The organism is Bacillus mycoides, from assembly GCF_001757995.1.
GTDB lineage: Bacteria > Bacillota > Bacilli > Bacillales > Bacillaceae_G > Bacillus_A > Bacillus_A mycoides_B.
On sequence record NZ_LXLV01000035.1, the window covers coordinates 1 to 24,655 of the forward strand.

Genomic DNA, 24,655 nt, shown 5'->3' on the forward strand with positions numbered 1-24,655 from the left:
GTTTTTTATTTTATTTATGATAGTGGATACTTTAGGAAGAAATATAAGAAACTACTTATCATTCTTTGTACGAGCATCCCACTAATTTTATGTATGCGGTACCCCATCTATATGGATGAAAATTGTATTCACGATTTAAGACAAATCCCCTTTTTAATTGGTACACTTTATGGTGGATTTCCTGTCGGTATTGCATTACTCATGATTTTATTAATTACACGTTTTATGTTTTATGGTTTTAGCCTGTTAACAATCATTGTTTATGGAACGATGTTAATAATAACAGCATTCGCAACATCAAAATTTAAAATATACAATCGGAAAATGAAAGTAGCTTCATCTATGTTTTTAACTTTTTTCCTTGCAATATTTACAACAGTAATTGTTTTAACTCTATCAGATTTTGAAGTGAATAATTTGTACATTATTTATTTCATTCTATTACCAACTATTTTAATATTATTTATGATCTATTTTAATGAAGTTTTAAAAGATGCAACATTCATGCGATCAAAATTAATAAAAGTTGAAAAGATGGAGATTGTCAGCCAACTCGCTGCAAGTATTTCACATGAAGTAAGGAACCCATTGACTGTTGTAAAAGGATTTACACAACTTTTAAAAACGCCCAATATAACTCAACAATCCAGAGATGAATATATTGAACATATACTTGAAGAATTAAATCGTGCACAGGCAATTATTGATGATTACTTAACTTTTGCCAAACCAGCTTCAGAAAAATTAGATTGTATTTCAGTGGAGCATGAGTTACATCGAGTTATTAATATGATATTGCCTTTATGTAATATGAATAATATTAATATTACACAAGAGTTCTCTGAGGGAATAATTATTGGTAATACACAGCACTTCCATCAATGTTTTTTAAATTTAATAAAAAACAGTATAGAAGCAATGCCAAGTGGCGGTAATCTAATTATTTCTACAACTGTTAGTAATAATAAGGTCATAATAAGGATTCAAGATAGTGGAATTGGAATGTCGCAAGAGCAAATTAATCGATTTGGCGAACCATATTTTAGTACAAAAACGAAAGGTACTGGTTTAGGAACAATGGTTGCTGTAAAAATTATCGAAACGATGCGAGGTACATTGAAAATTCGAAGTGTTATAAATAAAGGAACTACTTTAACTATCACATTACCTAAATGCAGTAATGAGGAGATTTCGTATAATAAATGAAAAAGGAGCTATTAAGCTCCTTTTTCATTTATTACGATACAAAAAGTACCTACTATGTTTTTTAAGTTTACATTTTGTAAAGACTAATTAGAAATTAGTATCCTCAGCCCCAACAGCTGCATCCAACGATTATTAATAAAATAAATAATACAACTAATAAAGCGAAACCTCCACCAAAACCACAAGAACCACCGAAACTCATATTTTCTCCTCCTTTTGGTTTGAAAACTAATAGGTAGTTGATCATTTTAACTGGTTCGTATTATACAGTATGTGCATCCCCTTTTTTTGAGCATGTCCGCATAAAATTAGTAAAAGCACTCTATTGAGAGTGCTTTAAAATGGGTACCAAAAGCTTTGGAATACATTCAGTTTTAAGTACACTGCAATAATCAAAATAATAATACCAACAAAAAGTGTGATGTAATCCTCTTTTTGTGCGTCCTTTGCATAGTACCACGTACGTTTGTCTTTCTTTCCAAATCCTCTTAAATCCATTGCATTTGAAACTGTATCGATTCTTTCTAAAGAATGAATAATAAGTGGCCAAAAAATTAAAACACGGTTTTTCATACGAATCCACAAGCTCGCTTCTCCTTTTTCAAAAGGCGCACCTCTTGCTTCCTGTGCATGTTTAATGATTATATATTCAGATTGAATGTTTGGTATATAACGCAGTGCAATATTTATTGCATATGTAATTTTGTAATGAATAGCAAATTTATTTAAACTACTGACAAATTCACTTGGATGAGTTGTATAAATAAAAAGAAGTGTAAATGGTAATAACGTAAAATATTTTAATGAAAGTGTAGCGGCAAAAAATAATGTTTCGTATGTAATTGTTGCATAACCTATATGAAAAAAAGATGTGTATGTTCCTGTTAATTCTGATCCATGTGTTGGCGTAATAAAAAGAATCATAACAGAGTTTAATAAACTAAATGTAAATATAACGCTGAAAACAACAATAATTTTACGTAACTGAATTTTTGCAATTAAGAGGCCGATACATCCAATAATAAATAAAATTAGCAATATACGAAAATCAAAAAATAAAAAAGTAAGGGTCATACAAAATATAAATAAAGATAATTTAATTGCACCATCCATACGATGAAAATACGTATTATGCATACTCCTCCCTCCTATTAACCTCTATATAAAGTTTCACAAACATTTCCGGAGATGAAATTCCGCTTAGTTTCGCAAGCTTTATTAATGAAATCTCCCGTAGATTCGCTCTTTGTAACGTTCCTTGATCCCAAAATACAGTGGATACAGTATTGTCCGCTATAATTTTCCCTTCATGCAAAACTACCGCTCGATTTGCGTATTCTAAAGCAAGATTCATATCGTGTGTAATAAAAATAAAGGATATTCCTTTTTCAGCCAGTTTTCTTATAAACGACATAAATTGTTTGTAATGATAATAATCTTGTCCAGCAGTCGGCTCATCTAATATAATAAGTTTTGGGTTTGTTGTAAGTACAGAAGCAATAGTTAATCTCTTTTTTTGCCCGTAACTTAAAGCCTGAATTGGCCAATTACGAAATGGGTATAATCCACAAATTTTCAAAACATCTTCCACTCTACTGTTAATTTCTTCTTTAGAAACCTTTTTTAATTTTAATGTGAATGATACCTCTTCTAAAACAGTACGTTGTGTAATCATTTGATTTGGGTTTTGCATAACATATGAAATAACTTCCCCGCGTTTACGAATAGACCAAGAATTTATATTCTCTCCATTGAACATAATTCTCCCATTCTTTGTTTTATTTATACCTATAAGACTATGAGCTAATGTCGATTTACCTGCTCCGTTATGACCGAGAAGTGCTACAATTTCACCTTCGCCTATTGAAAGGTTAATATCTTCTAATACTGTATGTTTGTTATGGTACGAAAACGATAAGTTTTCTATTTGACATACTGCTCTTTTTTTATGCGTGTTTTTAATTGAAACTTGTTTCTGCATCCAGTTCTTTATTAGGCTATGAATGCGGTTATTATGAAGGTTTTCAATTGGGAATATCGCAACACTCTCATTGTCAAAATTTAATTTCTTTAATGCCTCTATATAAATAGGTTCTCTTAGCCCGATATTTGGTAATATATTAGACGCTAAAATTTTATCCGGTGAATCAATTGCAATAATTTCTCCCTCATCGATCAAAATAATTTTATCCACATCAAGATTTAAAATTTCTTCTATTCGATGTTCAATAATTATAATTGTTTTATTATATTTCTCATGTATATCTTTAATAAGATTTATAGTATTCAAACTGCTTGCAGGATCTAAGTTAGCTAATGGTTCATCAAATAATAATATATCTGCATTTACCGTTAGGAGCCCTGCAAGAGAAACTGTCTGTTTTTGACCTCCTGACAATTCATGAGGACTTTGTGCATGGAAATCCTGCATATGTACCTTTTTTAAAGAGTCAGTAACAATTCTTTTCATTTCTTTTTGATTTACACATTCATTTTCTAATAAAAATGCTACATCTTCTTCTACGGTAAGGCCAATAAATTGCGAATCTTGATCTTGTAATATTGTTCCTACATGTTTACTCTGTTCAAAAATACTGCCTTCTCTCGGATCCTTTCCAGCTATTAAAATGTTACCAGTACTTATCCCTTCATAAGAAAATGGGATTGGCCCATTTATACAATGAGCTAATGTTGACTTCCCTGAACCACTTCGTCCAGCTATTAGCACTTTTTCCCCAGGATATATTTGAAATGTAATATCTTTTAAAGTAGGCTGCGTGGCATGCCCATATTGAAAGGTAAATTGCTCAAAAGAAATAATTGGTTGCATGTATACATCCCTACTTTTCAATTTTTAAATGTGCATGTTTCTTATTCGCTTTAGCTAAACCGATTGTGATTGGTAAGCCAAGAACTAAAAATACGATAACGTCTGCAATGGTTGCTCCTAGTACTTGTATAACGATTTTATCGAACGGTTCTCCCATCACAATAACATCGAATGCCCCTGCAAATATAATGGCAATTACAATACCGAATAACCCCGCAATTGCAAAATAAGAAATATCACGGTTATTATACCTTCCATTTTTTACACTGAAACTAGATTTTTTTTGTATGAGCCCCATTGCAAAACCGATAATCCCTGAACTAAACACCCATCCCCACCAAATACCCCATCCAGCGATTGTATCTGTAACTGTATGACCGATGAGTCCTATTAATAGTCCTGCTACTGGACCGAATAACGCACCAAAAACTGTTAATATAACCAATGCTGGTTTAATAAATGTATTGGGTGCGATAGAAAATCCCCAAAGCCCTAATACTCCGTATAAAGCTGCTCCAATTCCGATTGCTACTACTAGTTTTGTCGTTAATTTGTTCATTACAATTCCCCTCTCGTATTATTCAGCTTTTAATACTCTATATTTGTTTTGAAAATGAATTATGCATCGACACGTCCTTTCTATACAACAAAAAATGACCCCTTAAATTAAGAGGCCATTTTCTTTCACGTACAAGAATCCTCTTATCTTTCAAAAGACATATAAATGTCCTCCGCGGAATTAGCACCTTCCTATGTGTAAATTACATAGGGGTTGCTGAGGTTTCATAGGGCCGTTCCCTCTACCTCTCTGGATAAGTATGTATTTGTAATCTGTATTATGGCATTAACAACAATTAATTTCAATACTTTTCTTACTATTTTTATTTTTCGATAAATAGCTCGTTTAAATCATTGTATTCTTATCGGAATTACGAAATAATGAATTCAAAATTACTACGGGAGGAATGCATGATGAAAGTAATTGGCTTAATTGGCGGACTAAGTTGGGAATCAACATCGTTATACTATAAACATATTAATACACTAACTCTCTCTCAATATGATCAAAATGCGAAGCTTGTTTTATATAGCATGGACTTTGGTGAGGTAACTACATTATTACAAAATCATCAATATGAAGAAGTGAAAAATGAATTAGTCACAGTAGCCAAAAAGGTAGAAAACTCTGGAGCTGAATGTTTACTAATGTGTTCTAATACTGTACATCTATTTGCTGAGGAAGTAGAAAAGGCAATATCAATACCACTCCTCCATATTGGAGATGTAAGTGCTAAAAAAGTGATAGAATATAATATTAATCGTATCGGACTTTTAGGAACAAAACAAACGATGGAACAAGACTTCTATAAATCAAGACTAGCAAATTACAACATTGAGACGATTATCCCAAATAAAGAAGATAGAACTTTCATCCATCATGTCATTTTACAAGAACTCAGTAGAGGAATTATTTCAGAAACATCAAAAGAAAGGCTATTACAAATCACAAATACATTAATTAAAAATGGTGCTGAAGGAATACTACTTGGCTGTACAGAAATTCCTTTGCTCATTTCACAAAGTGATCTATCGGTTCCTGTTTTTGATACCGCTTATATACATGCGAATACAGCTGTACAATTTGCGGATAACAATTTAACAGTGAAACTTTAATCAACGGCGGTTTTGTCCATACCCATTGGGCTTTACAAGCAATTGATTTCCCACTTAACTTCCTCACATTCACCGAATTTTGAGCTGGGAGTTTTATTGTCCAAAATAGCGAGATAAATAATTATCAAGCATTAACATAAAAAAGGCATCTACAAAAGTAGATGCTCAGCTGTGATAAGGAGTGTTCAGTGAGGTAAGGTACAAGCTTTTTTGCTTGTCCTATGCTATCAATATATGCATTTATATATAAAAGGTGAATACTTAATAGAATACTCTTGAACTAAATTACTTTATTCTTTTCAGTTGATCAAATGGATAATAAATTTTTTCTACTTTACCTATCAGATTTGATTCATCAATAAGTACGGGGGGTATTTAAAAACGTCTCTAGTCCATTGAAATACTAGAGACGTTTCATATTTTCTAATCCTCTTTTGGATTATCTACTTTTGTAGCCTCGCCATTTAATCGCTTATTTTTCAATTCAAAATAAGCATCTAAAACATCTTTCCCAATATCAGAGTTAATACCCGACTTATCATTTATAACCCATGGCACAACAACAGAAAATGCTACTTCTGGATCGTCATATGGCGCATATCCTGCTAATGTTAAATTATAACATTTCATACGTTCACCTTTATCATTTCTACCTATGTCACTTTCTCCACCATATACTGTCTGTGCTGTCCCCGTTTTACCAGCTGGTTTATATGGTACTTTTTGGAACGCCCTTACTCCCGTTCCATCTCCTTCTTGGAAAACTCTTCTAAACCCTTCTTTTACTTGATTTATATAATCTTCTTTCATATCCACTCTATTTAAAACAACTGGTTCTAATGAATGTACGACTTTACCGATTTCATCTTTTTGCACAGTTTGTTCTCTAATCTCTTGAATAATTTGCGGTTTCATACGATAACCACCATTTGCAATAGTAGAAATGTACTGTGCAAGCTGAAGTGGTGTATACGTATCGTACTGGCCAATAGAAAAATCTAATAAAAATCCCGGTTGATTATCTTTTCTCCCGATTTGTCCAGCTGTTTCATTCGGTAAATCAATACCCGTTGGAACACCTAAACCAAATTGCCTGAAATAATATCTCATTTTATCAAAATATTCTTGTTTAATATCTAGTGAACTATTTCTAACATAATCCACACCTGCAATTTTTAATGCTGTATTAAACATATAAACGTTAGAAGAAACTTGTAAAGCTCTTAGATCATCAATATTCCCGAAATCTTTCCAAGACTTCTTCTCCTTAGTTCCTTTAAATTTCATAGGCGCATCATAAAAGTAAGTACCTGGTGTTATAGCTTTCGTTTCGAAACCAGTCAATATTGTCGCACCTTTAACAGTTGATCCAAGCTCATATGAACTTGTCATCGTACCTAAAGCATAATCTTCAACTTCTGTTTTCCCGTCTTTTTCTACTAACTTTTTCCCTGCCATTGATAATACTTGACCATTTTTCGGATTTATCATTACAACGAAAGCACGGTCCAACATCGATTCTGAACCTTTATAGGTCTTTAATATTTTTTCTATGCTCTCTTCTACTTTTTTCTGTAATTCCATATCTATTGTTAAAGTTAAATTCTTACCGCTTTTCCCCTCAGAAACTGTTTCTGTTCTAATTGTATTACCTTGTTTATCAGCAATACTTCTTACTTCTTTTTTCGTGCCATGAAGCACATCTTCGTATTGCTGCTCGATGTAACTTTTCCCGACCCGATCATTCCGGCTATACTCACGCACTAAATAATAATCTAATCGTTCACGTGGTAGTCCTTCATCAGTATTCGAAACATTTCCAAGGACTGAACGGAATAAGCCATCATTTACATAGAGCCTTTCCCAATCAACGGATGCGTCTACACCTGGGAGATTTGCTAAATTTTCACTAATCACAGTATATTCTTTTTCACTAACATCTTTTTTAATAATTTGAGGTGCCATTTGATAACCTGAAGACATTTTACTTTTAATAGCTAACACTTCTATATCTTTTGCTGTTAATTCTTGAAGATTTTCATCTGTAACACGCTTTCTTTTTAACTCTTCTATTTTTTTGTCTAGCTCTTTTCCGGTAATATCCTTTTCTCTAAACTTATCTATTTCTTTTTTAGATACTAAATTTTGAGTAATTTTTGGATTTAATTGCATCCAAAAATCTTTTTTATCAGTCTCAGTTAACTTATCAATATCTTCTTGCGGCATTTCAATTCTTTCTGCAAGTTGTCTTGCAGTTTTTAACATTTCTTCCGCTTTTACACCTTTCACCTTTGTATATGTAATCGTACGTAAAGACTTATTGTCAACAACTGGATTACCCTCACGGTCATAAATTTTACCGCGTGGTACTGTAAGACTAACAGTTGCATTCTCTCTTTTTTCTACTTCGTTTTTATATGTTTCTCCATCGAAAATTTGCACTTTACCTAACTGTATTATAATTCCAGAAAATAATAAAAACACACAAAAGAATAAAATATTTAATCGTATAGGTAGCGCTCTACCGCTTTTCTCTTTTTTCTTTTTCACCTCGTAATAATCTCCTTCCAACTAAACTTTTATTATATTATATAAATATTAATATAATGTTTAAAACTTAATAGAAATTTAAAAAATAGTTAAGAAAAGGTAAAGTTTACTAAATTAAATATAAAAATATGCGATAAGAAAGGGCTTAGTTAACTAAGCCCTTTCTTATCGCATATTAAATTTATTAAGAGTTAGCAATAGAACGTAGCGTTACACATCTATCCTTACTCTTGGATTTAGATTTTTCACTTTGAATTTTTGGTAAAAAAATAGTTACCGTTGTCCCAACACCAACATCACTCTTAATACTAATGGTTCCTTGATGACTTTCGATAATTTTGTAACTTAACATCAATCCTATTCCAGTACCTTTTTCTTTCGTACTATAAAAAGGTTCACCCAACCTTTTTATTCTTTCCTTGGGTATTCCTATTCCTTCGTCGACTACATCTATAATTACTCCATCTTCATTCATTTCTTTCATGTGAATAGAAATTTTCCCACCATCTGGCATTGCCTCGATTGAATTTTGCAAAATATTAATAAATACTTGTTTCAATTGATTTTCAGAGCATTCAATAATAGGTTCATTGGAATCTACAAATAACTCAACTTGAATATTCGTCATAATTGCTTTTGTGTTAATTAAAGACACAACATTTTTAAATACTTGATAAATGTTATTCTTTTCAGTTGGGATTTCATCTGTTTTAGCAATCGATAAAAACTCTTGAAGTATCGCTTCAATTCTCTCAATTTCAGAAAGCATAAGGTCAAAGTATTTTTCTTGATCTTCTTTGTTGATTTGGAATAGTTGAATAAATCCTTTTATTACAGTTAACGGGTTCCTCACTTCGTGTGCTACACCAGCTGCTAATTGTCCAATTGCAGCAAGGGTATCAGATTTACTTAGCAATTCTTCTGCTTTTTTCCGCTCTGTAATATCACGTACAATAATCATAATTTTATCTTGTAATAATGGTAAACATCTAGCTTCAAAGAAATCGATGCTTCCATTAAGTGTTAAAGGATATTCTACAATTACATTCTTTCCTTCTTCTTTTAATTGGCGAATTGCTTCTTGAAATTGCTGTGCTACTGGAGACGGTAATATTTCGTAAAACTTTTTTCCCATAAAAGCTTCTGCGGGTACGTAAAATTTTGTAGGGGATCCTGCTTTATAATCTATAATTGTCCCATCATCTTCTGTTAAAAAACATAAATCTGGTAAAGCTTTAAAAATTAATTCTAATTCAGAGGTTTGTTGTTTTAATTGCTCTTCTATCGCTTTTAAATGTGTAATATCTACCCCAACAGCCCAGTAACTAAATCCTTTTACAGGAAACTGCTCTGATATATTGGACCACATTATCGTTTTAATTTCACCATTTTTACATGTTAAACGCATTTCCCAATCTCTAAAATTTTTTCCACGAGTTAAAAATTTATTTTGTATTTGATGGCGATAATTATGGTCAGGATACAGTAATCGAAGAGCGTTTGGGTTCCCAATTATTTCTTCAGCAGTATAACCTGTTACAATCTCGCATTCTCGATTCCACAAAACAAAATCTCCATTATAGTCAAGCGCATCAACCATAACAGGCATATTTTGTAAGATCGTATGTAATTCTTCCTCTTTTCGAGAAAGTAACGATGTATTTTTACTTTGAACTACTTTTTTCACCCCACCTATAATGAGGTTAGAAAGCATTTCAAAATATTTTTGGCAATTGAAAATTTCGCTTCTTTTGGACCATACAACAAAAGATCCTAAATATTGATTGTATAAGAAAAGGGGGATTTCAATTTTGGGAAGTTTACATACTTTCATTTCATTAATTCCAAATGAAAATATACATTCGTTTTCAGCATCAAGAAGTTGATGTGATATGTTGGTTAATTTATAAAATTGTTCTGCCATGGTTTCTATTGTACTCACATCAATAAGTTCCATTAGCCGCGCATTCATTCCTTTTTCACCTCGATATGTAAAATTTATACAAATTCAAAATTCATACTTCTTCATTATACGAAGAAAGTGCTCCTAGGTATATAGCTGTAGAATAATTATTCGAACAAATTCTATTTTTCAATTAAAAGCAGAAAATAATATACGTATGAACTGAAACTTTAATCAGTAAGTATTATTTATCTCTCATACATTATTAGCCAAACAAATCGTTATTATATAAACAGCGCGCGAACCTCCCTACATTAACCAAATTTTGATATGGGAGTCTTACGCGCCGCTAGTAACAGTATAAAAACACAATAAACATAAAGTTCACAAAATTTTCACAACTAACTTGAAAAATATAAACATTTATTCCAATATATTCTATATAATGAAGTGTAATAAGGCTTCTATGAATCTCATAGAATACCTTACCCCTAATAAAAAGAAAAAAAGAATCTATTTGGATTCTTTTTTTCTTTTTTTATTACATCACATATTTATATAAAGCATGTGCGACACCATGTTCTTCATTTGTTAACGTTTCGTATTGACACATCGCTTTTATTTCTTCAACTGCATTCCCCATTGCAATTGATATATTTGCTTTCTCCATCATAGAAACATCGTTTAAGCCATCGCCTATTGCTACAGTGTTTTCAACTGGAATATTAAGATGTTTTGCTAAAGTATATAATCCATTTCCTTTTTGAGCATCTCGATGATTAATCTCTAAATTATGCCAATATGAAGATGTAATTGCTAAATCGGTATTATGCAGAAACGTTTCTTTTAATTTTTTTAATTTCTCTATGTCATAAGAAAACGGTAAAAGTTTATGCACATGTATATCCATTTCTACAATTGGTTTACAACTTTCTGTACTATGAAATGCTGTATGCTCAAGATATAATGCAGCAATCGTCTCTAACTCTTTCAAATCGAAATTTTCTTTTGCATTCTTCACATACTCGATTTCATTACGTACACTCTCTACTCCATAATCCGGTACATACACACCTTTATTAGTATAAAGCTGATAATACAAGCCATTCTCTTCAAGATATTCTACAATCTCAAGTGCTTGCATATTTTGAATTGGATATCTCTTCATCATTTTTTTATCTTTATATATAAGTGCACCATTTTCCGCAATAATCGGACACTCTAAATCAACTTCTAACAATAGTCGTTCAATATCCACAATAGAACGTCCTGTACAAATTGCTACAACATGGCCAGCTTCCTGACATTTTCGAATTGCTTCTGCATTTTCTTTACTAATCATTTTATTCCCTGAAAGGAGAGTTCCATCTAAATCAATTGCGATTAATTTCATTATTTCTTCACCACTTTCTATAAATACACGAGTTTTTATTAAATAAAAGGTATCGTTTTCATACGAATCTCGTGAAGTACTCCTTATTTATAATTTATGAAAAGCGTTTCAGGTCAAGAAATAATTAAAAATAAAATCCAAAGCTGTTCTTTTTAAAGAAAAGCTTTGGATTTTAAGCTATGAATTATAACTAATATATTTTGTCTCACACATGTATACGTTTTTTTCTTCTGTTGGGATATATACTTTAAACTTTTCTAAACGTTTTCCGTATATATGAATAGTGATTACGCTTTCATTTTTGGCTATTTCTAGAATATGACAATCAGCTGGTGGAATTACTTTATCTGTTTCGCCTTCTCCCAAATAAAGATTTCCTGTATGTGTTAAATAAGAAAGTGAATTTCCAAGCTGCTTCGTTTGAACAAAGTTCTGCACCATTATCTTTCCTGAAAAAACGCCTTCTACTCCCCATGTGCCATCATGATCATGTAATGGTGTAGATTGTCCATCTTTCCATACGAGAGCTAATACTTCAAAACGTTTTAACGGATCTTCATACAGTAAGTGTCGTGCATATTGAGCCGAATTCGCCTTCTGTTTATCTAACGGAAGCCATGTTTTCTTTTCTAAAAGTTCTTCTAGTAATGTTTCAATTTCACACACGATTTGTTCTTCCAATAAATCACCATCTATTAAATCAGTTACAGCTTTAATAAATGTTTGAAACGTTTTACTCCCATTGCACGTTAACATAAGCATCCTCCTCTACTCTTTTTTCACACACCTCCATACTATAAAACACACTAAAATTTTACAATTGAGAAATAAAAAACAAGGTACAATACAATGTACCTTGTTGAACGTTTTATTGAGTTTTTAAGCGAATAGGTAAGTATTTTAAGGTTTGCTCATTTTCCAATATACATGTTTCTAAATTAAAAGATGGAGATAACTCTATTTTTTCGAAAGCATTTATAAAGGTACTTAATGCAATCTCAGCTTCTAAACGTGCAAGCGGTGCCCCTATGGACCTTTACCAAAGGTTAAATGTTTTTCATTTCCTATGCGGTGTAAATTATACTTAGAAGCATATGAGAATGTGTTCTCATCTAAATTTGCTGCACTAACCCACGCAACAATCATCTGATCCTTTTTCATTAAAGGTCCAAATATATTTGTATCTTCTGTAATCCTCCGAGCTAATGTAACAGGAAAGCGATAGCGTAATACTTCCTCAATCGCTTTTGCAACTAATTTAGGTTCTTCTCTTAATTCTTTATAAATTCCAGGTGAGTCCACTAAAAAGCAATAAAAACTATTAATAATTAAATTTGTAGTAGTTTCATTACCAGCCGCTAATAAACCTAATGAAAAAGTTACAATTTCTTCATCGGTTAATCTTTCGCCTTCATATTCAGCTCGTATTAAATCTGAAATAATATCATCGGTTAAATGATATCTTTTTTCTTGAACGATCGGTAAAAGATATGCTTTAAATTCATTTAATGCTATCCCTTTCTCGGCATCCAGATCATTAAACTTTTCTTTACTATACGGCATAAATAAAATATCAGACCATTCTTTAATTTGTTTACGGTCTGTAGTAGGTACTCCCAATAGATCTGATATAACGGTCACAGGTAAAGGTGCAGCAAATTGATTAACAATATTAACTTCATCATACTTTTTTATATTTTTTACAAGTTCGTCTGCAATAGCTTGTATACGAGGTTTCCACTGTTCTAAACTTCTTGGAGTAAATGCTTTAGAAACAATTGAACGTAAATTACGGTGTTCTGGCGGATCTGTAGAGTTTATATTTATTCTAGTTTCTAAAGGAGGGATTGAGAATTGTCTCCGCTCCCTTCTACTTGAAAATAAGCGATAATCTGATAAAACTCGATTTACATCATCGTATAAAAAAACATTCCATACATCTTGCTCTTCATCATAATGTACCGGATGATCATCCCTCATAAATTGATACCATCCATACGGATTCCACAACTCTTCTTTTGTTTTCAGCTTTGAAATTTCATGAACTAAAATAACATTTTCAGGTGAAGCCATAGTTCTTTCCTCCCTTTTCTTTTACAATAAAAGTGATAGGTCGGCAGTTCAAAGTTGTATAAACTAACATATGTTAGTTTAACATATGTTAGTTTAACATATATAAAGCGAAACTTTACAAATAAGAACTTGAGAAATATATGGGGAGGCTTTTTATGTACGTTGATATTTTATTACTTGCAGAATTAACGACAGGGCCAAAACATGGCTATGAAATAAAGAAAAATATTCAAAATCGGTTAGGCGAGAATTTCGAATTAAATCATAACATGCTTTACCCCACTCTTCGGCGTTTTGAAAATATGGGGGCTATAACGAAAAATGTACATAAACAAGTCGGAAAACCAAACCGAAATATGTACGACATAACAGAAACAGGAGAAGAAATTTTTTCTGAAATGTTAAGAGAATTTCCCGAAAAACTTGCGACAAACAATGCTGAATTCCTTGTGCGTATCGCACTATTTGAAAAACTGGATTATGATGCTAGAAAAGAAATTTTGAATATACGCCAAGACGTACTACATAAACAAATTACTGCTATTCAATCCCTAGATGTTTCTTCACCTTTTATTAATGAAGTCATTGCATTTAGTAAATCACGTATTGAACATGAATTACATTGGATTACATCACTCATGAAGAAAATATAAAAAAATAACAAGAAAAGTTAAAAACAATGAATGAAAATGAGATTTATTATCAATACTAGTATTAATAAAAGGGCAACCACGATTTGGCTACCCTTCAAAAATTTATACTTCTGGATCGAAAGTTTTACAATCTGTTTCTTCCGTTGTAGATGCTTGTTTACCTTTATGACTTACTACATAAATTGCATCTGCACTACATTTATTACCGTTAGCCCAAAATTTACAGTTGTTTACTTCACATAAAACGTCTTGTGCCATAGTATCACACCTCCTTGTTCTATTATCATTAACAAAATTCGGAGGTATGATACTCTTTGTCATCTATTTTTTATTACCTTTTTAGCTTCTTAATGATTCTATATCTCCTCGTACAATAGCATCGATATTTTCTGTTATCTTCTCAATGTCAAAATGCCACCATTGTATTTGCAATAATTCTTCTATTATTGCATTTGAAAATCTCTCTTTTATTTTATTTGCAGGGTTTCCACCAACAATTGTATATGGTGCGACGTCTTTAGTCACAACAGATTTAGCTGCAATTATTGCACCATCTCCTATTTTAATTCCGGGCATAATCGTTGTATCCATACCGATCCAAACGTCATTTCCTATAACTGTATCTCCTTTATACGGTAAATCAGACAAATCCGGTGTGAATTTCTCCCAGCCATTCCCAAAAATATTAAAAGGATATGCCGAAAACCCATCCATTCGATGATTCGCTCCGTTCATAATAAAGGTAACTCCAGATGCAATACAACAAAATCTCCCAATAATGAGACGATCTCCGATGAATTCATAATGATACAATACTCGATCTTCTAATGTTTCCCCATGTTTCGCATCATAATAAGAATAGTCACCAACGAGTATATTAGATTTCGTTATTGTATTTTTTATAAAATGAACATTTTGATTTCCTTCAATTGGGTACTTAACGTTTGGATTAGGATTCATGTTGCACAGCACTTCCTTTACCATTCATTTCATTTTCTACAGCTATTGCTGGTTTTAAATTGTATATAGGTAAAATAAATATTAATCCAATGATAAATAGTAGAGCCGTTCCCTCATACATCGTGCTTAATGAGAACATCTCCTTTAATGAACCAGCTATACTCATCGTTACTACCATTGATCCTGTAAATAGTGGACTTAAAATGCCGTTTACGCGACCAATAAAATCAGTATCGCTATTTTGAATAATGAGCGTATTAATACCTATTTGGATACATGGTAGAGCTAAACCACTAAATAATTGTGCTGTAAGTGTCACCCATAAATTTGTGGAGTAACCTATAATACCAATACCAATTGCCTGACCAAGCATACCGATAATTAACATCTTTTGCGGGGCAACGTTTTTCGCAAACATCATCGCTAAAGCGCCGCCGACAATCATCCCTGCGCCATTTACTGTTAATAACCATTGCAAGCTTTCTTTTGATAATCCTAATTGCTCAGTCATAATAAATATACCTAGTGGTTGAATTAATCCTATACCTAGTCCTGCAGCCATAAAACATAACCCAAGCAAAGTTAATGCTTTTTTCTTTTTGACGTACTTAATACCATCCTTCATTTCCTGTAACAAAGTGATATTTTTCCTTTCTGCTTCGTTTTCAAGATCTTTCGGAAGAAATAACAATACACCTGCCGCAAGTAAAAATGAGATACCTGTTATAATGATTGAAATATAAATTCCAAAACTATGAAAAATAAATGTTCCGAGAATTGGTCCTAACACCATAAATATTGCAAATATCGTTTGATATATTGACATCGCTAATTGAATTTGTTCCGTTGATAAATGCTGTTTAAACAACTTCATTCCAGATGGCTGAGAAAACTGCGAAAGGATTGCAGAAATAAGCGTCACAAAAAACACGATTTTCCACGTTCCAAACATGAGAGTAATTAATACAGCGAATACTGAAATAGAGCTTAACGTTTCACACCATATCATTGTCTTCTTTGGCTTCCACCTATCAGCAAAAGTTCCACCAATAAATGAGAAAATAAAAATCGGGGCAAATTCAGCAACTGAAATCATCGAAATAGCAAAAGCATCACCTTTCGTCATTTCCATTACATACAGTAATACCGCAAAGTTTCGAACCCATATTCCAATTTGTAAAAATAATGCTGATGCTAGAATCCCTTGCACAAATCGATTTTTTAATACTTGTGATACCCCATGATTTTGTTTCGTTTCTGCAGTCGTCGACATAAAAAAGCCTCCTATTTCGTGTTCTGAACAGGAGGCAGCACAAATCATATGAAAAGACTATATATTCGCAGTGCGAAACACATCCCTTTTCTATAAATGTACATACTAATCCTATTCAAAAGAATATTTCGTTTTTAACGAAGATCTCTTACAAATAGAATTAGTTGATCATTGGGATGTTTTCACCCTTCCGTTTCGAATTTAAATAACACATACATACTCTATGTGAATCATTTGTCGTGTATGCATGTCTCAATATAACTATTCTAAAAAGACAATGGTAATTCCTCTAAAGAACGCATTAAATAATTGCCTTGCCATTTAATGTCTTCACGATCGCCTTTTATTTGTAGTTTAGGCATCCGTTGAAACAGAGTAGTAATAGCAATCTTTGCTTCTAACCTAGCAAGTGGTGCTCCTAGGCAGAAATGACTACCATGCCCAAAGGCAATATGACGGTTATTTTCTCGTGTAATATCAAATACTTCTGGGTTTTCAAATACTGTTTCATCACGGTTTGCTGAAGCTAATGAAATAATAACCATGTCTCCCTTTTGTATTGTTTGGTCGTGAATTTGAAAAGGTTCAGCCGCCCACCTTGCAGTTGTAATCTCAACTGGAGAATAATATCGCAACCCTTCCTCGATAGCTGAATCAATTAGTTTTGGATTTTCTTTTAATAACTGTAATTGATCAAGATTTTCGAGAAGTGCTAATACCGTATTTGTAATTAAATTCACAGTTGTCTCGTGTCCCGCTACGATAAGTAACATAATCATTGAATATAGTTCTGGGGCACTAAGTTTATGTCCCTCACTTTCCGCAAGTATTAACGCACTGACCAAATCCTCTTTAGGATCTTGTCGTTTTACATCAACTATATATTGAAGATATGTAATAAACTCAGATAGTTGTTTTTCGGTTTCTTTTATTTCTTCAGATGTTTCTGGCGATGCAATGACAGCATGAGACCAAATTCTAAATTTCGCTTGATCCTCTTTTGGAATTCCAAGCATCTCACTTATTACAATAATCGGTAATGGGAATGAATAATCATCCACAAGATTTAATGTACCTTTTCGCTCTATCTCACTTATTAAATCATCCGCTACTCTCTGAATTCTTCCGTCTAATTGTGAAATCATCTTTGGTGTAAAAGCTTTTTGAACTAAAGATCGTAAACGACTGTGGTTAGGTGGGTCCGAATTTAACATGTGCGTTGTTAAATGATCACTATTGTCAACGGAAAGATACATGTTCTTTGTATCTTGAGGAAACACATTTTCCTGATCTTTTTTTAAGCGATTATCTTTTAAAAGTGGCAGAGCATCTTCATATCTTGTAATGAGCCATTCTTTACCCATTTCAACTTGATTTACAAATAATATAGGCTGCATTTTTCTCGATTCTTTATAAATTTCATACGCATCTTCTTTAAACTGAGCTGAAGCTAAATTAATGCCATCCTCTATTTTTCGGCCAACCTTATTTTTTATTGACATTGCATTCCCTCACTCTCAATTATTTGTGTAAATCAACCCAACATTTGAATTATACTTCAATAAAAACTAGAAAATTGTAAATTTTTAATTAAAATCTTACTTCGTATATTGAAAAATAAAAAAGTGAGAGAGTAAAATTATTCTACTCTCTCACTTCCTATTACGCGAAGCACATAAAATTGCTAATTTGTTGATATCGGTAACTTACTTTACGACGGCGACCACCTTGCCAAGTGTAACCTGAAACCCCGTTTCTTCTTACCTCAGTTGGAAAGAACCATAAATCTCTTCCGAAAGGACCAGGTCGATGTAAACGTAAATAGCCCCATCTTCCTAGACAGTTACACATCCATGATTTCATATTACCTGCTTGTGCTGGAGAAGCAAATGTGGACGGTAACGACGGAGCTTGTGACGGTGGTGGTGACGTTGGAGCATCTTCCGCATCATCTGGTCTGTAATCTTCTTGTTCAATATCTCTAAATTCATTTGTAGATTCATATCCGTAGTCTTGTGGGTTATAATACATCGTTTGATCATATGGATAATTTTGTTGGTTATACATATTAACAAATCACCTTCTTTTCATTCATTACCTTTAACATTCATATGTGATATAACACCTATAGGAAGCTTATGTATAGCCCAAATTAAACTAAAAAAATAAAGCTCGTATCTTTTTTTCAAAAATACGAGCTTTTTTATAAACGGAATATATTATTATTTTTTCAACTTCACACTATAAAAACGCATTTCTTCTAATAAACCTTCAAATTCAAATACCCCTTGTTTAATTAATACTTTCAAGCGATATTCTAAAAACGTATCCCCAACTAATTGCTCCACAAGCCCAAGTACTTCACCAATTACTCTTGGAGCTTTAAGGAAGTCTTTATCAGCATCTAGTCTTTTCGCGCATTCAATAATGAATGGATCAAAATAGTCTTCTTTCACTGAATGTACTACATTGTCTTTCCAAATTCTTAAAACATCTGTACTATTCGATAAACTATCCCATTCATGTTCAAACTTTTCTCTAGTCTCTTTAGTTAAATACGATAACTCTACAGAATTCCTTAAGAAAGTAGCTAAACTTTCGGGCGACAATTCACCAGTTCCACGTATATCATACTCTTGTTTTAATATTTCTCTATTCGCTTCGGATGTATTAATAATACGAATATTTTTCTTATCTTTTAATTGAGCCATTACAAAACAAAGGCCTACATATTCATGTGCGTTATCCGCCTTCCAGATGGTAATTGGTGTTTCATTTGGAATAGAATGTAGTTCTTCTAAAGTTTCCATAAAATTCAGTAGATATTCTTCTTCAAAATACCTATCGTAAGTGGTTAAATTGTTTAATAACCATCGCTGCCTTGCGATTTGTCCTTTATTCGTATGTAATTGATGTATCGGTCCAATTGAAAAGAATTCAGAGAATGAAACAACACTCTCCTCAAATAGTTCTTCTTGACTTAACATATGTTTTAAACATCCGCCTGTTGATTCATCAAAAGTGATATGAATATGTGTACTTTCTTTTACATTTTTTTTATACGATGTATTATTAGTCAGTTGCTTAGGTATACTCATCAAGTGTTTAATCGTATCTTCACTATAGTTCTCTTCTAATAAATCTAATTGTATAAGAATGCTTTGCAGTAAATGTTTTGCTTCATCCTCATACATTTCATCGACAACATTTTTAATTTTATCTATCATGTAAATCCCTCTATTCATTACTAAAATAACGTAGATTATAGTGTATCATATATTTTCACTTTATTATTACTATTAGGAATGTCAGAGTTAAAAAAAGACAAAGAGGAATATATAAAATAGTATCCATTCTAGCAAAATGCGTATCTTTTTTTCGTTTAAAGATACCAAAATAATAAAACTCACCAATTACTCTTATGAAAAACACAATCATACAAATCCAGGAACCCGTTTGAATAATTAAATGAGTAACTGCAAAATGAACAACATTTACTTGTTGTAATAAAATTATTGCTGCTATATTTAATAGTAACGCAATGAATAATGTCATTCCTCCCCGAGGCGTAAACGCTTTTTCTCCAGATTTAGTTGGAACAACACTATTTGTCCCCAACTAGCAACCTATATTTAATTACATAAAAAACCCCTTAATGATTAATCAATTTTAAGATAAATCATTAAGAGGTTACTAAATTTCATTATGCATTATACCTACTTCTTCGGCGTTCCATCCTTGTTTGCCCTTGAACAGTGCCTTCATTGTATTGATCTATTTGCTCTGTCATTTCATATTTCGCAACTGGTTCTTCGTAATTATGCTCATGGACTCTTTCTGGTGTTTTATGTTTAGATGCTTTTCCACGAAACTTAAATAATTTCATTTTAAGTTTCGGTAATCTTGGAAGGCGAATTTTAAAGGATAGCCTTTTACGTTTCTTTTTTTGTTTAAATAAATTAGTATTTTCTTTATCAGTGTCTTTCTCTTTACGGTGTAATAACGTCGCAAGTAATCCACCTAATATAAGTCCTCCAACCAAGAGTAGAAGATATACGTAATTGCTTGTCATTAAACTCGTCATACGCTCAAGTATGACTAACGACTGTACTTCTTTTATATCCCATAATAAAGCGGCCCATAATGAGAATAAACCTAGAGTAAGCCCGTATGTACGAAAGCGGAATATACAAGGTATTAAAGCGATACAAGCGGCAATTTTGGCATTTGCTATTATAGCACTTGTTGAAATATCCTGATTCCAAATAACTAACAGTAGTGTTATAAATGGTGCATATGCTATCCAGCTACATATACGTGAATATATCTTTTTCGCAAAGTAACTACCGAAACTAGTAAAAAATAAAAGTCCTCCAATATATAAAGATTGTTCAAGAGGGATTTGCTTTAACATTCCTGCAATTGGAAAGAGGCCGCTCAGTAGCATTAATAATACATCTAATTTCTTCACAATTCCCCATTCCTTTCAAATTTTCTTTTCAATTAATAAAAATTGCTTTTCCATATGATGTAGTTTTTGTATTTCTAAAAAACATCTTAATCCTGTATGTAAATAAAGTAAATACGTAAAAGAAAAGATACATGACAAAGGATAGCCTTATTTACATGAAAAAATGACAAATCCTGCTCATTATTACTAGCAGGATTTGTATACTATTATTTATATTAATATCAATGCATCTTCTTTTTCTAAAATTATTACATCTTCATCTAATTCGTCATTGAATTCTTTAAACTCCCTTGAATCAATATCGGTAGTATAATTTTTAATTAATTTAACCATATGCATTACATGCGTATTATGAATATTTTGTTCCGAGAGCAGGGTTGATTTACAGCACATGTAATGTATCATTTTGGCTATTTCTTCTCTTTCTTCAGATTTTACACCAAACGGGATAACTTCGAGTATGTACTGCTGTACTATCTCATTACAATTTAATTCGTATGCAGCCGTGCTATAGTAAATTCCCATTTGATCTACAAATAATCTCGTTTCATCCATAACATATTCTTGGTCTCTAACAATATAGTTCGGTACATCTGAGTTAGTATTAATTCTAATTATGTTTATATCCTCTTTAAAATTCGAGATTATTTCAGGTGAAACCCCAATATTAACGCTTTCATTTTGTAATTCCTCTATCCAATATTTCCTCATATTTGCATCTGCAATAAAATAAACTTCTTTATTTTGTTTATGTGCATCTTGCGAAATTCCAACTAATGTTTCTGACATAAATTGTTTAAAACTGACTCCTATATCATTCCTTTTTGATGGTTGTGGTAAAAACACTTTATTATTACCTATATTTAATAAAGTATGATCAATTGTGCCCCATTCTTCTTGACCATATAATTTATATACTATTTCTCTCCCATTTATTTTTGAAAAAATAGGTAAGAAATCATATTTAGACATTTTCTCAATTGATAAATTTACAATTATCCCCGGTAATTTTATCTTATTCCAACTACGCTTTAAGAACCCCTTTTGTTCTAACAAACTAAGAATGGCATTAATAATTTCTTTTTTAGATACACTTTGTCCGATAAATAAATTAATAAATGCTGAAATACGTTCCGTTCGAGCGAATCCTTCCCGAATAATTTGCTTTGGATTAATTTTTTCGCGACCATCACAATTTTTCATTGCAATTAATGCTAATTTCATTTCATATTGCTCACCTGCCGTAGCATGTACAGCTTTTACGACATCGTCTACTAGTTTCTTTTTGTTTTTATGGCTATATTGCATTCTATATGGATTTTGTAACACGTTTCCAATGTTATATCTAACTATTTTTAACAACACCGGATTGTCTGCATTTAATACATAGGAGGAATCCCTATTTTGAGCTAAAACTATTTTGCTACCTAATAACGCTTGTTCTATCTCTATTACTATATCATCTGACCATACTTCTAACGTAATTGAGTCTAATCCCTTTGGGGCAAATAAAGGTAATAACTCATTCTCATTATTAGTTAATACATTTTCACATTCTGGAAGTAATGTGAAATATGGGAAGCTTCGTTGGAATTCATTAAAAAGGTCCACTTTTTCTCTTACTTTTATACCAAATTTTATTTTTGTTCCTTGAACTTTATATATATTTTCGTTATATGGAAGAAGCACTCTTACATTAGTTCCTCTTACATTAGTTCCTCTAATATACTCTTTCGGACATTGGAGAATGTGCTCTAATTTAACCTCTCCCCCTATCCTATAATCATCTTTTAAATTTCTAAAACGTTTAATCCACTTTATTCCTTTTTCAGCTTGTTGCACTTTTAACTTTACAAATCTTTGCTTTTTATTATTTGATTCAAATTCAGGAGTTGAAATCAGTATTTGGCTCCGCTTTCGCCCTAAAAGTATAGAGATATCTTTATGATTATATTGTTGATAAAACCTCCTAATCCCTACAGATACTTTTAATAGCGGAATATTCTCACCTCCACGAGTTACGCATTCAAACCGATATACATAAGCAAAATAATCATGTGTTTCTTCATCTTTAATTGGCTCAGACATCGCTTCAGAAACATATTGTGATCGCAGTGGCGAAAAATATATTTCTTCCTCATTTTTATTTTCCATACGTAAAGGCTTTTCGCAAAAAATATGAGTAATTAGAGCTGGTACCCATTTAGAAAACGTTTTTTTATCATGTAATACTGGTAAATTACTAATTAAATCATGCTGCCATTCTAAATGTGGTGGATCTATTAATTTATTCGGTTTCCAATCATGAATAACCTCATACCAGCTTTGGAAAATATAGTCTAACTGTTCTTGTTTCATTGGTTCTTTTGCTACAATCCAGGGCGTATCTTCCTTTAATATATATGGATTATGCTGAATGAATAATATATCAGAAAACATTTCATACAATCTTTCATTTAAAAGTTTTAATTTGCTCGTTAATAAAAATGTTCTATAATGTATCTCTACAATCTCAAGCCATTCAATAGGAAAATAAATATACGATACTTTCTCATTATAGAGGGGTTCTACTATATTTTTAAATGCTAATAACCGTAATTTTTCCATATTATTAATACTTCCTCTCTTAATTTATATTGATCATGAATAATACTAGAAAAGATACTAATTTTTTAAGCATAAACGAATCAAATTTAAACCAAGCGCATTAAAGGAAATAACTAAATTTAATTTTAATATACAAATAATATGTTGTTAAAATATAACTAATAACAAGTTACTATTAACATATAACTACCTCCTTATGTCACTCTTTATATTACAAAATCATTATAATGCATTATTATTTTTTTATCTATGATTTACAAAAAAATTACAGAAACTAAATATTATAAAAGGTATCACCTCTTGATATAGCGATACCTTTTATATACTCTTTATCCAATTACATTTTTTACTTCTGTATTCACTGGCCATTTTTCTAAAGTGTAAGCCATTTCCCAAAATGAATATTCATATTGACTACTAATAATGAAATGTTGTCTCATACGATTACGGTCTGTCTCTGTTACTTTTTCAGCAATAGTATCTAATCGTGTGATTTGCTCTTCTACTAGAGTACGGAACCAATCAGATCCATATGCAGAAATCCATTCTTGATAAATTGGCTCTTCTGGCTGACACTCTTTTAAACGTTCACCAATTTCATAATATAACCAATAACAAGGTAAAATAGCTGCAATAATATCCCCTAAATGTCCTTCATACGCAGCTCGATACATATGTGAAGTATACGCATATGCAGTTGGAGCAGGGATAAAATGATCTTTTTCTTCTTTTGTAATCCCTAGTTTCTTGGCAAAATTCTCATGTAATGATAACTCAGCTTCATATGTATTTTGAGCATGATGTGCCATACGAGCTGTTGTTTCTAATTCAAGAGCCTTTGCAGCTCCTAAAGTTTGTACTCTAGCAAAATGACTTAAATAATACGAATCTTGAAGCACATAATAACGGAAACTAGCTAAATCTAACGTTCCTTCGCCAAGTTTTTTTACAAAAGGATGATTAAAACTTGCTTCCCAAATTGAATCTACTTCTTTACGTAATGATTGTGAAAAAGTCATTTAAATCCCTCCAATAAAGTATAAAATATAAGTATTCATCCAC

At 31.9% G+C, this 24,655-nt stretch carries 20 protein-coding genes, 2 pseudogenes and 1 riboswitch; of the genes and pseudogenes, 3 read left to right on the forward strand and 19 right to left on the reverse strand.

The window, feature by feature from the left end:
- Positions 1 to 1,206 (forward strand): sensor histidine kinase (locus tag BWGOE10_RS12995; RefSeq protein ID WP_070168348.1); only part of this gene is annotated, 1,206 nt, incomplete at its 5' end.
- Positions 1,207 to 1,309: 103 nt separating this feature from the next.
- Here BWGOE10_RS12995 and BWGOE10_RS30010 read toward each other — a convergent pair.
- The 4 genes from BWGOE10_RS30010 to BWGOE10_RS13010 all read right to left on the reverse strand — a co-directional run bounded on the left by BWGOE10_RS30010 (position 1,310) and on the right by BWGOE10_RS13010 (position 4,595).
- Positions 1,310 to 1,408 carry a YjcZ family sporulation protein gene (locus BWGOE10_RS30010; protein WP_016115012.1) on the reverse strand — a complete coding sequence of 33 codons (99 nt, stop codon included), beginning with the start codon at positions 1,406 to 1,408 and terminating at the stop codon, positions 1,310 to 1,312.
- A gap of 134 nt (positions 1,409 to 1,542) precedes the next feature.
- The gene (locus BWGOE10_RS13000; protein WP_070143183.1) at positions 1,543 to 2,343 is read right to left on the reverse strand and encodes an energy-coupling factor transporter transmembrane component T family protein; all 801 of its coding nucleotides are present in this window, start codon (positions 2,341 to 2,343) and stop codon (positions 1,543 to 1,545) included.
- Positions 2,336 to 4,036, reverse strand: coding sequence for an ABC transporter ATP-binding protein (locus tag BWGOE10_RS13005; protein ID WP_070143185.1), 1,701 nt, complete (start codon positions 4,034 to 4,036; stop codon positions 2,336 to 2,338). The genes BWGOE10_RS13000 and BWGOE10_RS13005 overlap by 8 nt, the downstream gene beginning before the upstream one ends.
- A gap of 10 nt (positions 4,037 to 4,046) precedes the next feature.
- The gene (locus tag BWGOE10_RS13010; protein WP_070143187.1) at positions 4,047 to 4,595 is read right to left on the reverse strand and encodes an ECF-type riboflavin transporter substrate-binding protein; all 549 of its coding nucleotides are present in this window, start codon (positions 4,593 to 4,595) and stop codon (positions 4,047 to 4,049) included.
- A gap of 140 nt (positions 4,596 to 4,735) precedes the next feature.
- Positions 4,736 to 4,855, reverse strand: a riboswitch (SAM riboswitch).
- Positions 4,856 to 5,005: 150 nt separating this feature from the next.
- Between BWGOE10_RS13010 and BWGOE10_RS13015 the strand changes: the two genes are divergently transcribed.
- Positions 5,006 to 5,710, forward strand: coding sequence for an aspartate/glutamate racemase family protein (locus BWGOE10_RS13015; protein ID WP_081338130.1), 705 nt, complete (start codon positions 5,006 to 5,008; stop codon positions 5,708 to 5,710).
- A 423-nt stretch (positions 5,711 to 6,133) separates the two neighbouring features.
- On the opposite strand, the gene BWGOE10_RS13020 is transcribed toward BWGOE10_RS13015, so the two are convergent.
- The 5 genes and pseudogenes from BWGOE10_RS13020 to BWGOE10_RS13040 form a co-directional block, all read right to left on the reverse strand.
- Positions 6,134 to 8,260: a peptidoglycan D,D-transpeptidase FtsI family protein gene (locus BWGOE10_RS13020; RefSeq protein WP_070143191.1), complete on the reverse strand. Its 2,127-nt coding sequence runs from the start codon at positions 8,258 to 8,260 to the stop codon at positions 6,134 to 6,136.
- A 184-nt stretch (positions 8,261 to 8,444) separates the two neighbouring features.
- Positions 8,445 to 10,232, reverse strand: a complete 1,788-nt coding sequence (locus tag BWGOE10_RS13025; RefSeq protein ID WP_070143193.1) for a PAS domain-containing sensor histidine kinase — start codon at positions 10,230 to 10,232, stop codon at positions 8,445 to 8,447.
- A gap of 472 nt (positions 10,233 to 10,704) precedes the next feature.
- Positions 10,705 to 11,556: a Cof-type HAD-IIB family hydrolase gene (locus BWGOE10_RS13030; protein ID WP_070143194.1), complete on the reverse strand. Its 852-nt coding sequence runs from the start codon at positions 11,554 to 11,556 to the stop codon at positions 10,705 to 10,707.
- Positions 11,557 to 11,733: 177 nt separating this feature from the next.
- Complete coding sequence (locus tag BWGOE10_RS13035; protein ID WP_070143196.1) at positions 11,734 to 12,312, reverse strand: cysteine dioxygenase family protein; 579 nt, start codon at positions 12,310 to 12,312, stop codon at positions 11,734 to 11,736.
- A 112-nt stretch (positions 12,313 to 12,424) separates the two neighbouring features.
- Positions 12,425 to 13,629, reverse strand: a pseudogene (locus BWGOE10_RS13040) (cytochrome P450).
- Positions 13,630 to 13,784: 155 nt separating this feature from the next.
- Here BWGOE10_RS13040 and BWGOE10_RS13045 point away from each other — a divergent pair.
- Positions 13,785 to 14,282: a PadR family transcriptional regulator gene (locus tag BWGOE10_RS13045; RefSeq protein WP_070143198.1), complete on the forward strand. Its 498-nt coding sequence runs from the start codon at positions 13,785 to 13,787 to the stop codon at positions 14,280 to 14,282.
- A gap of 102 nt (positions 14,283 to 14,384) precedes the next feature.
- Here BWGOE10_RS13045 and BWGOE10_RS13050 read toward each other — a convergent pair whose 3' ends face one another.
- The 10 genes and pseudogenes from BWGOE10_RS13050 to tenA all read right to left on the reverse strand — a co-directional run bounded on the left by BWGOE10_RS13050 (position 14,385) and on the right by tenA (position 24,612).
- A complete protein-coding gene (locus BWGOE10_RS13050) occupies positions 14,385 to 14,540 on the reverse strand; it encodes a DUF1540 domain-containing protein (RefSeq protein ID WP_000046091.1) in 156 nt (51 codons plus the stop codon).
- Positions 14,541 to 14,621: 81 nt separating this feature from the next.
- Entirely contained in the window at positions 14,622 to 15,242 is a 621-nt protein-coding gene (locus tag BWGOE10_RS13055) for a Vat family streptogramin A O-acetyltransferase (RefSeq protein WP_070143199.1), read from the reverse strand.
- Positions 15,232 to 16,515: an MFS transporter gene (locus BWGOE10_RS13060; RefSeq protein WP_070143201.1), complete on the reverse strand. Its 1,284-nt coding sequence runs from the start codon at positions 16,513 to 16,515 to the stop codon at positions 15,232 to 15,234. Before BWGOE10_RS13060 ends, BWGOE10_RS13055 begins: the two co-directional genes overlap by 11 nt.
- A gap of 266 nt (positions 16,516 to 16,781) precedes the next feature.
- Positions 16,782 to 18,017 carry a cytochrome P450 family protein gene (locus BWGOE10_RS13065; protein WP_070143203.1) on the reverse strand — a complete coding sequence of 412 codons (1,236 nt, stop codon included), beginning with the start codon at positions 18,015 to 18,017 and terminating at the stop codon, positions 16,782 to 16,784.
- A 160-nt stretch (positions 18,018 to 18,177) separates the two neighbouring features.
- On the reverse strand, positions 18,178 to 18,582 hold the full coding sequence (locus BWGOE10_RS13070; RefSeq protein WP_070143204.1) for a hypothetical protein: 405 nt from the start codon (positions 18,580 to 18,582) through the stop codon (positions 18,178 to 18,180).
- A gap of 155 nt (positions 18,583 to 18,737) precedes the next feature.
- Positions 18,738 to 19,742: a DUF1835 domain-containing protein gene (locus BWGOE10_RS13075; protein WP_070143206.1), complete on the reverse strand. Its 1,005-nt coding sequence runs from the start codon at positions 19,740 to 19,742 to the stop codon at positions 18,738 to 18,740.
- A gap of 55 nt (positions 19,743 to 19,797) precedes the next feature.
- A pseudogene (locus tag BWGOE10_RS13080) lies at positions 19,798 to 20,130 on the reverse strand (DUF3995 domain-containing protein); the annotation flags it as partial.
- Positions 20,131 to 20,218: 88 nt separating this feature from the next.
- Positions 20,219 to 20,986, reverse strand: a complete 768-nt coding sequence (locus BWGOE10_RS13085; RefSeq protein ID WP_070143208.1) for a DUF3959 family protein — start codon at positions 20,984 to 20,986, stop codon at positions 20,219 to 20,221.
- Between the two features lie 210 nt (positions 20,987 to 21,196).
- Positions 21,197 to 23,593 carry a pPIWI_RE module domain-containing protein gene (locus BWGOE10_RS13090; protein ID WP_070143210.1) on the reverse strand — a complete coding sequence of 799 codons (2,397 nt, stop codon included), beginning with the start codon at positions 23,591 to 23,593 and terminating at the stop codon, positions 21,197 to 21,199.
- A gap of 329 nt (positions 23,594 to 23,922) precedes the next feature.
- On the reverse strand, positions 23,923 to 24,612 hold the full coding sequence (gene tenA, locus BWGOE10_RS13095; protein WP_070143212.1) for a thiaminase II: 690 nt from the start codon (positions 24,610 to 24,612) through the stop codon (positions 23,923 to 23,925).
- Between the last annotated feature and the right edge of the window lie 43 nt (positions 24,613 to 24,655).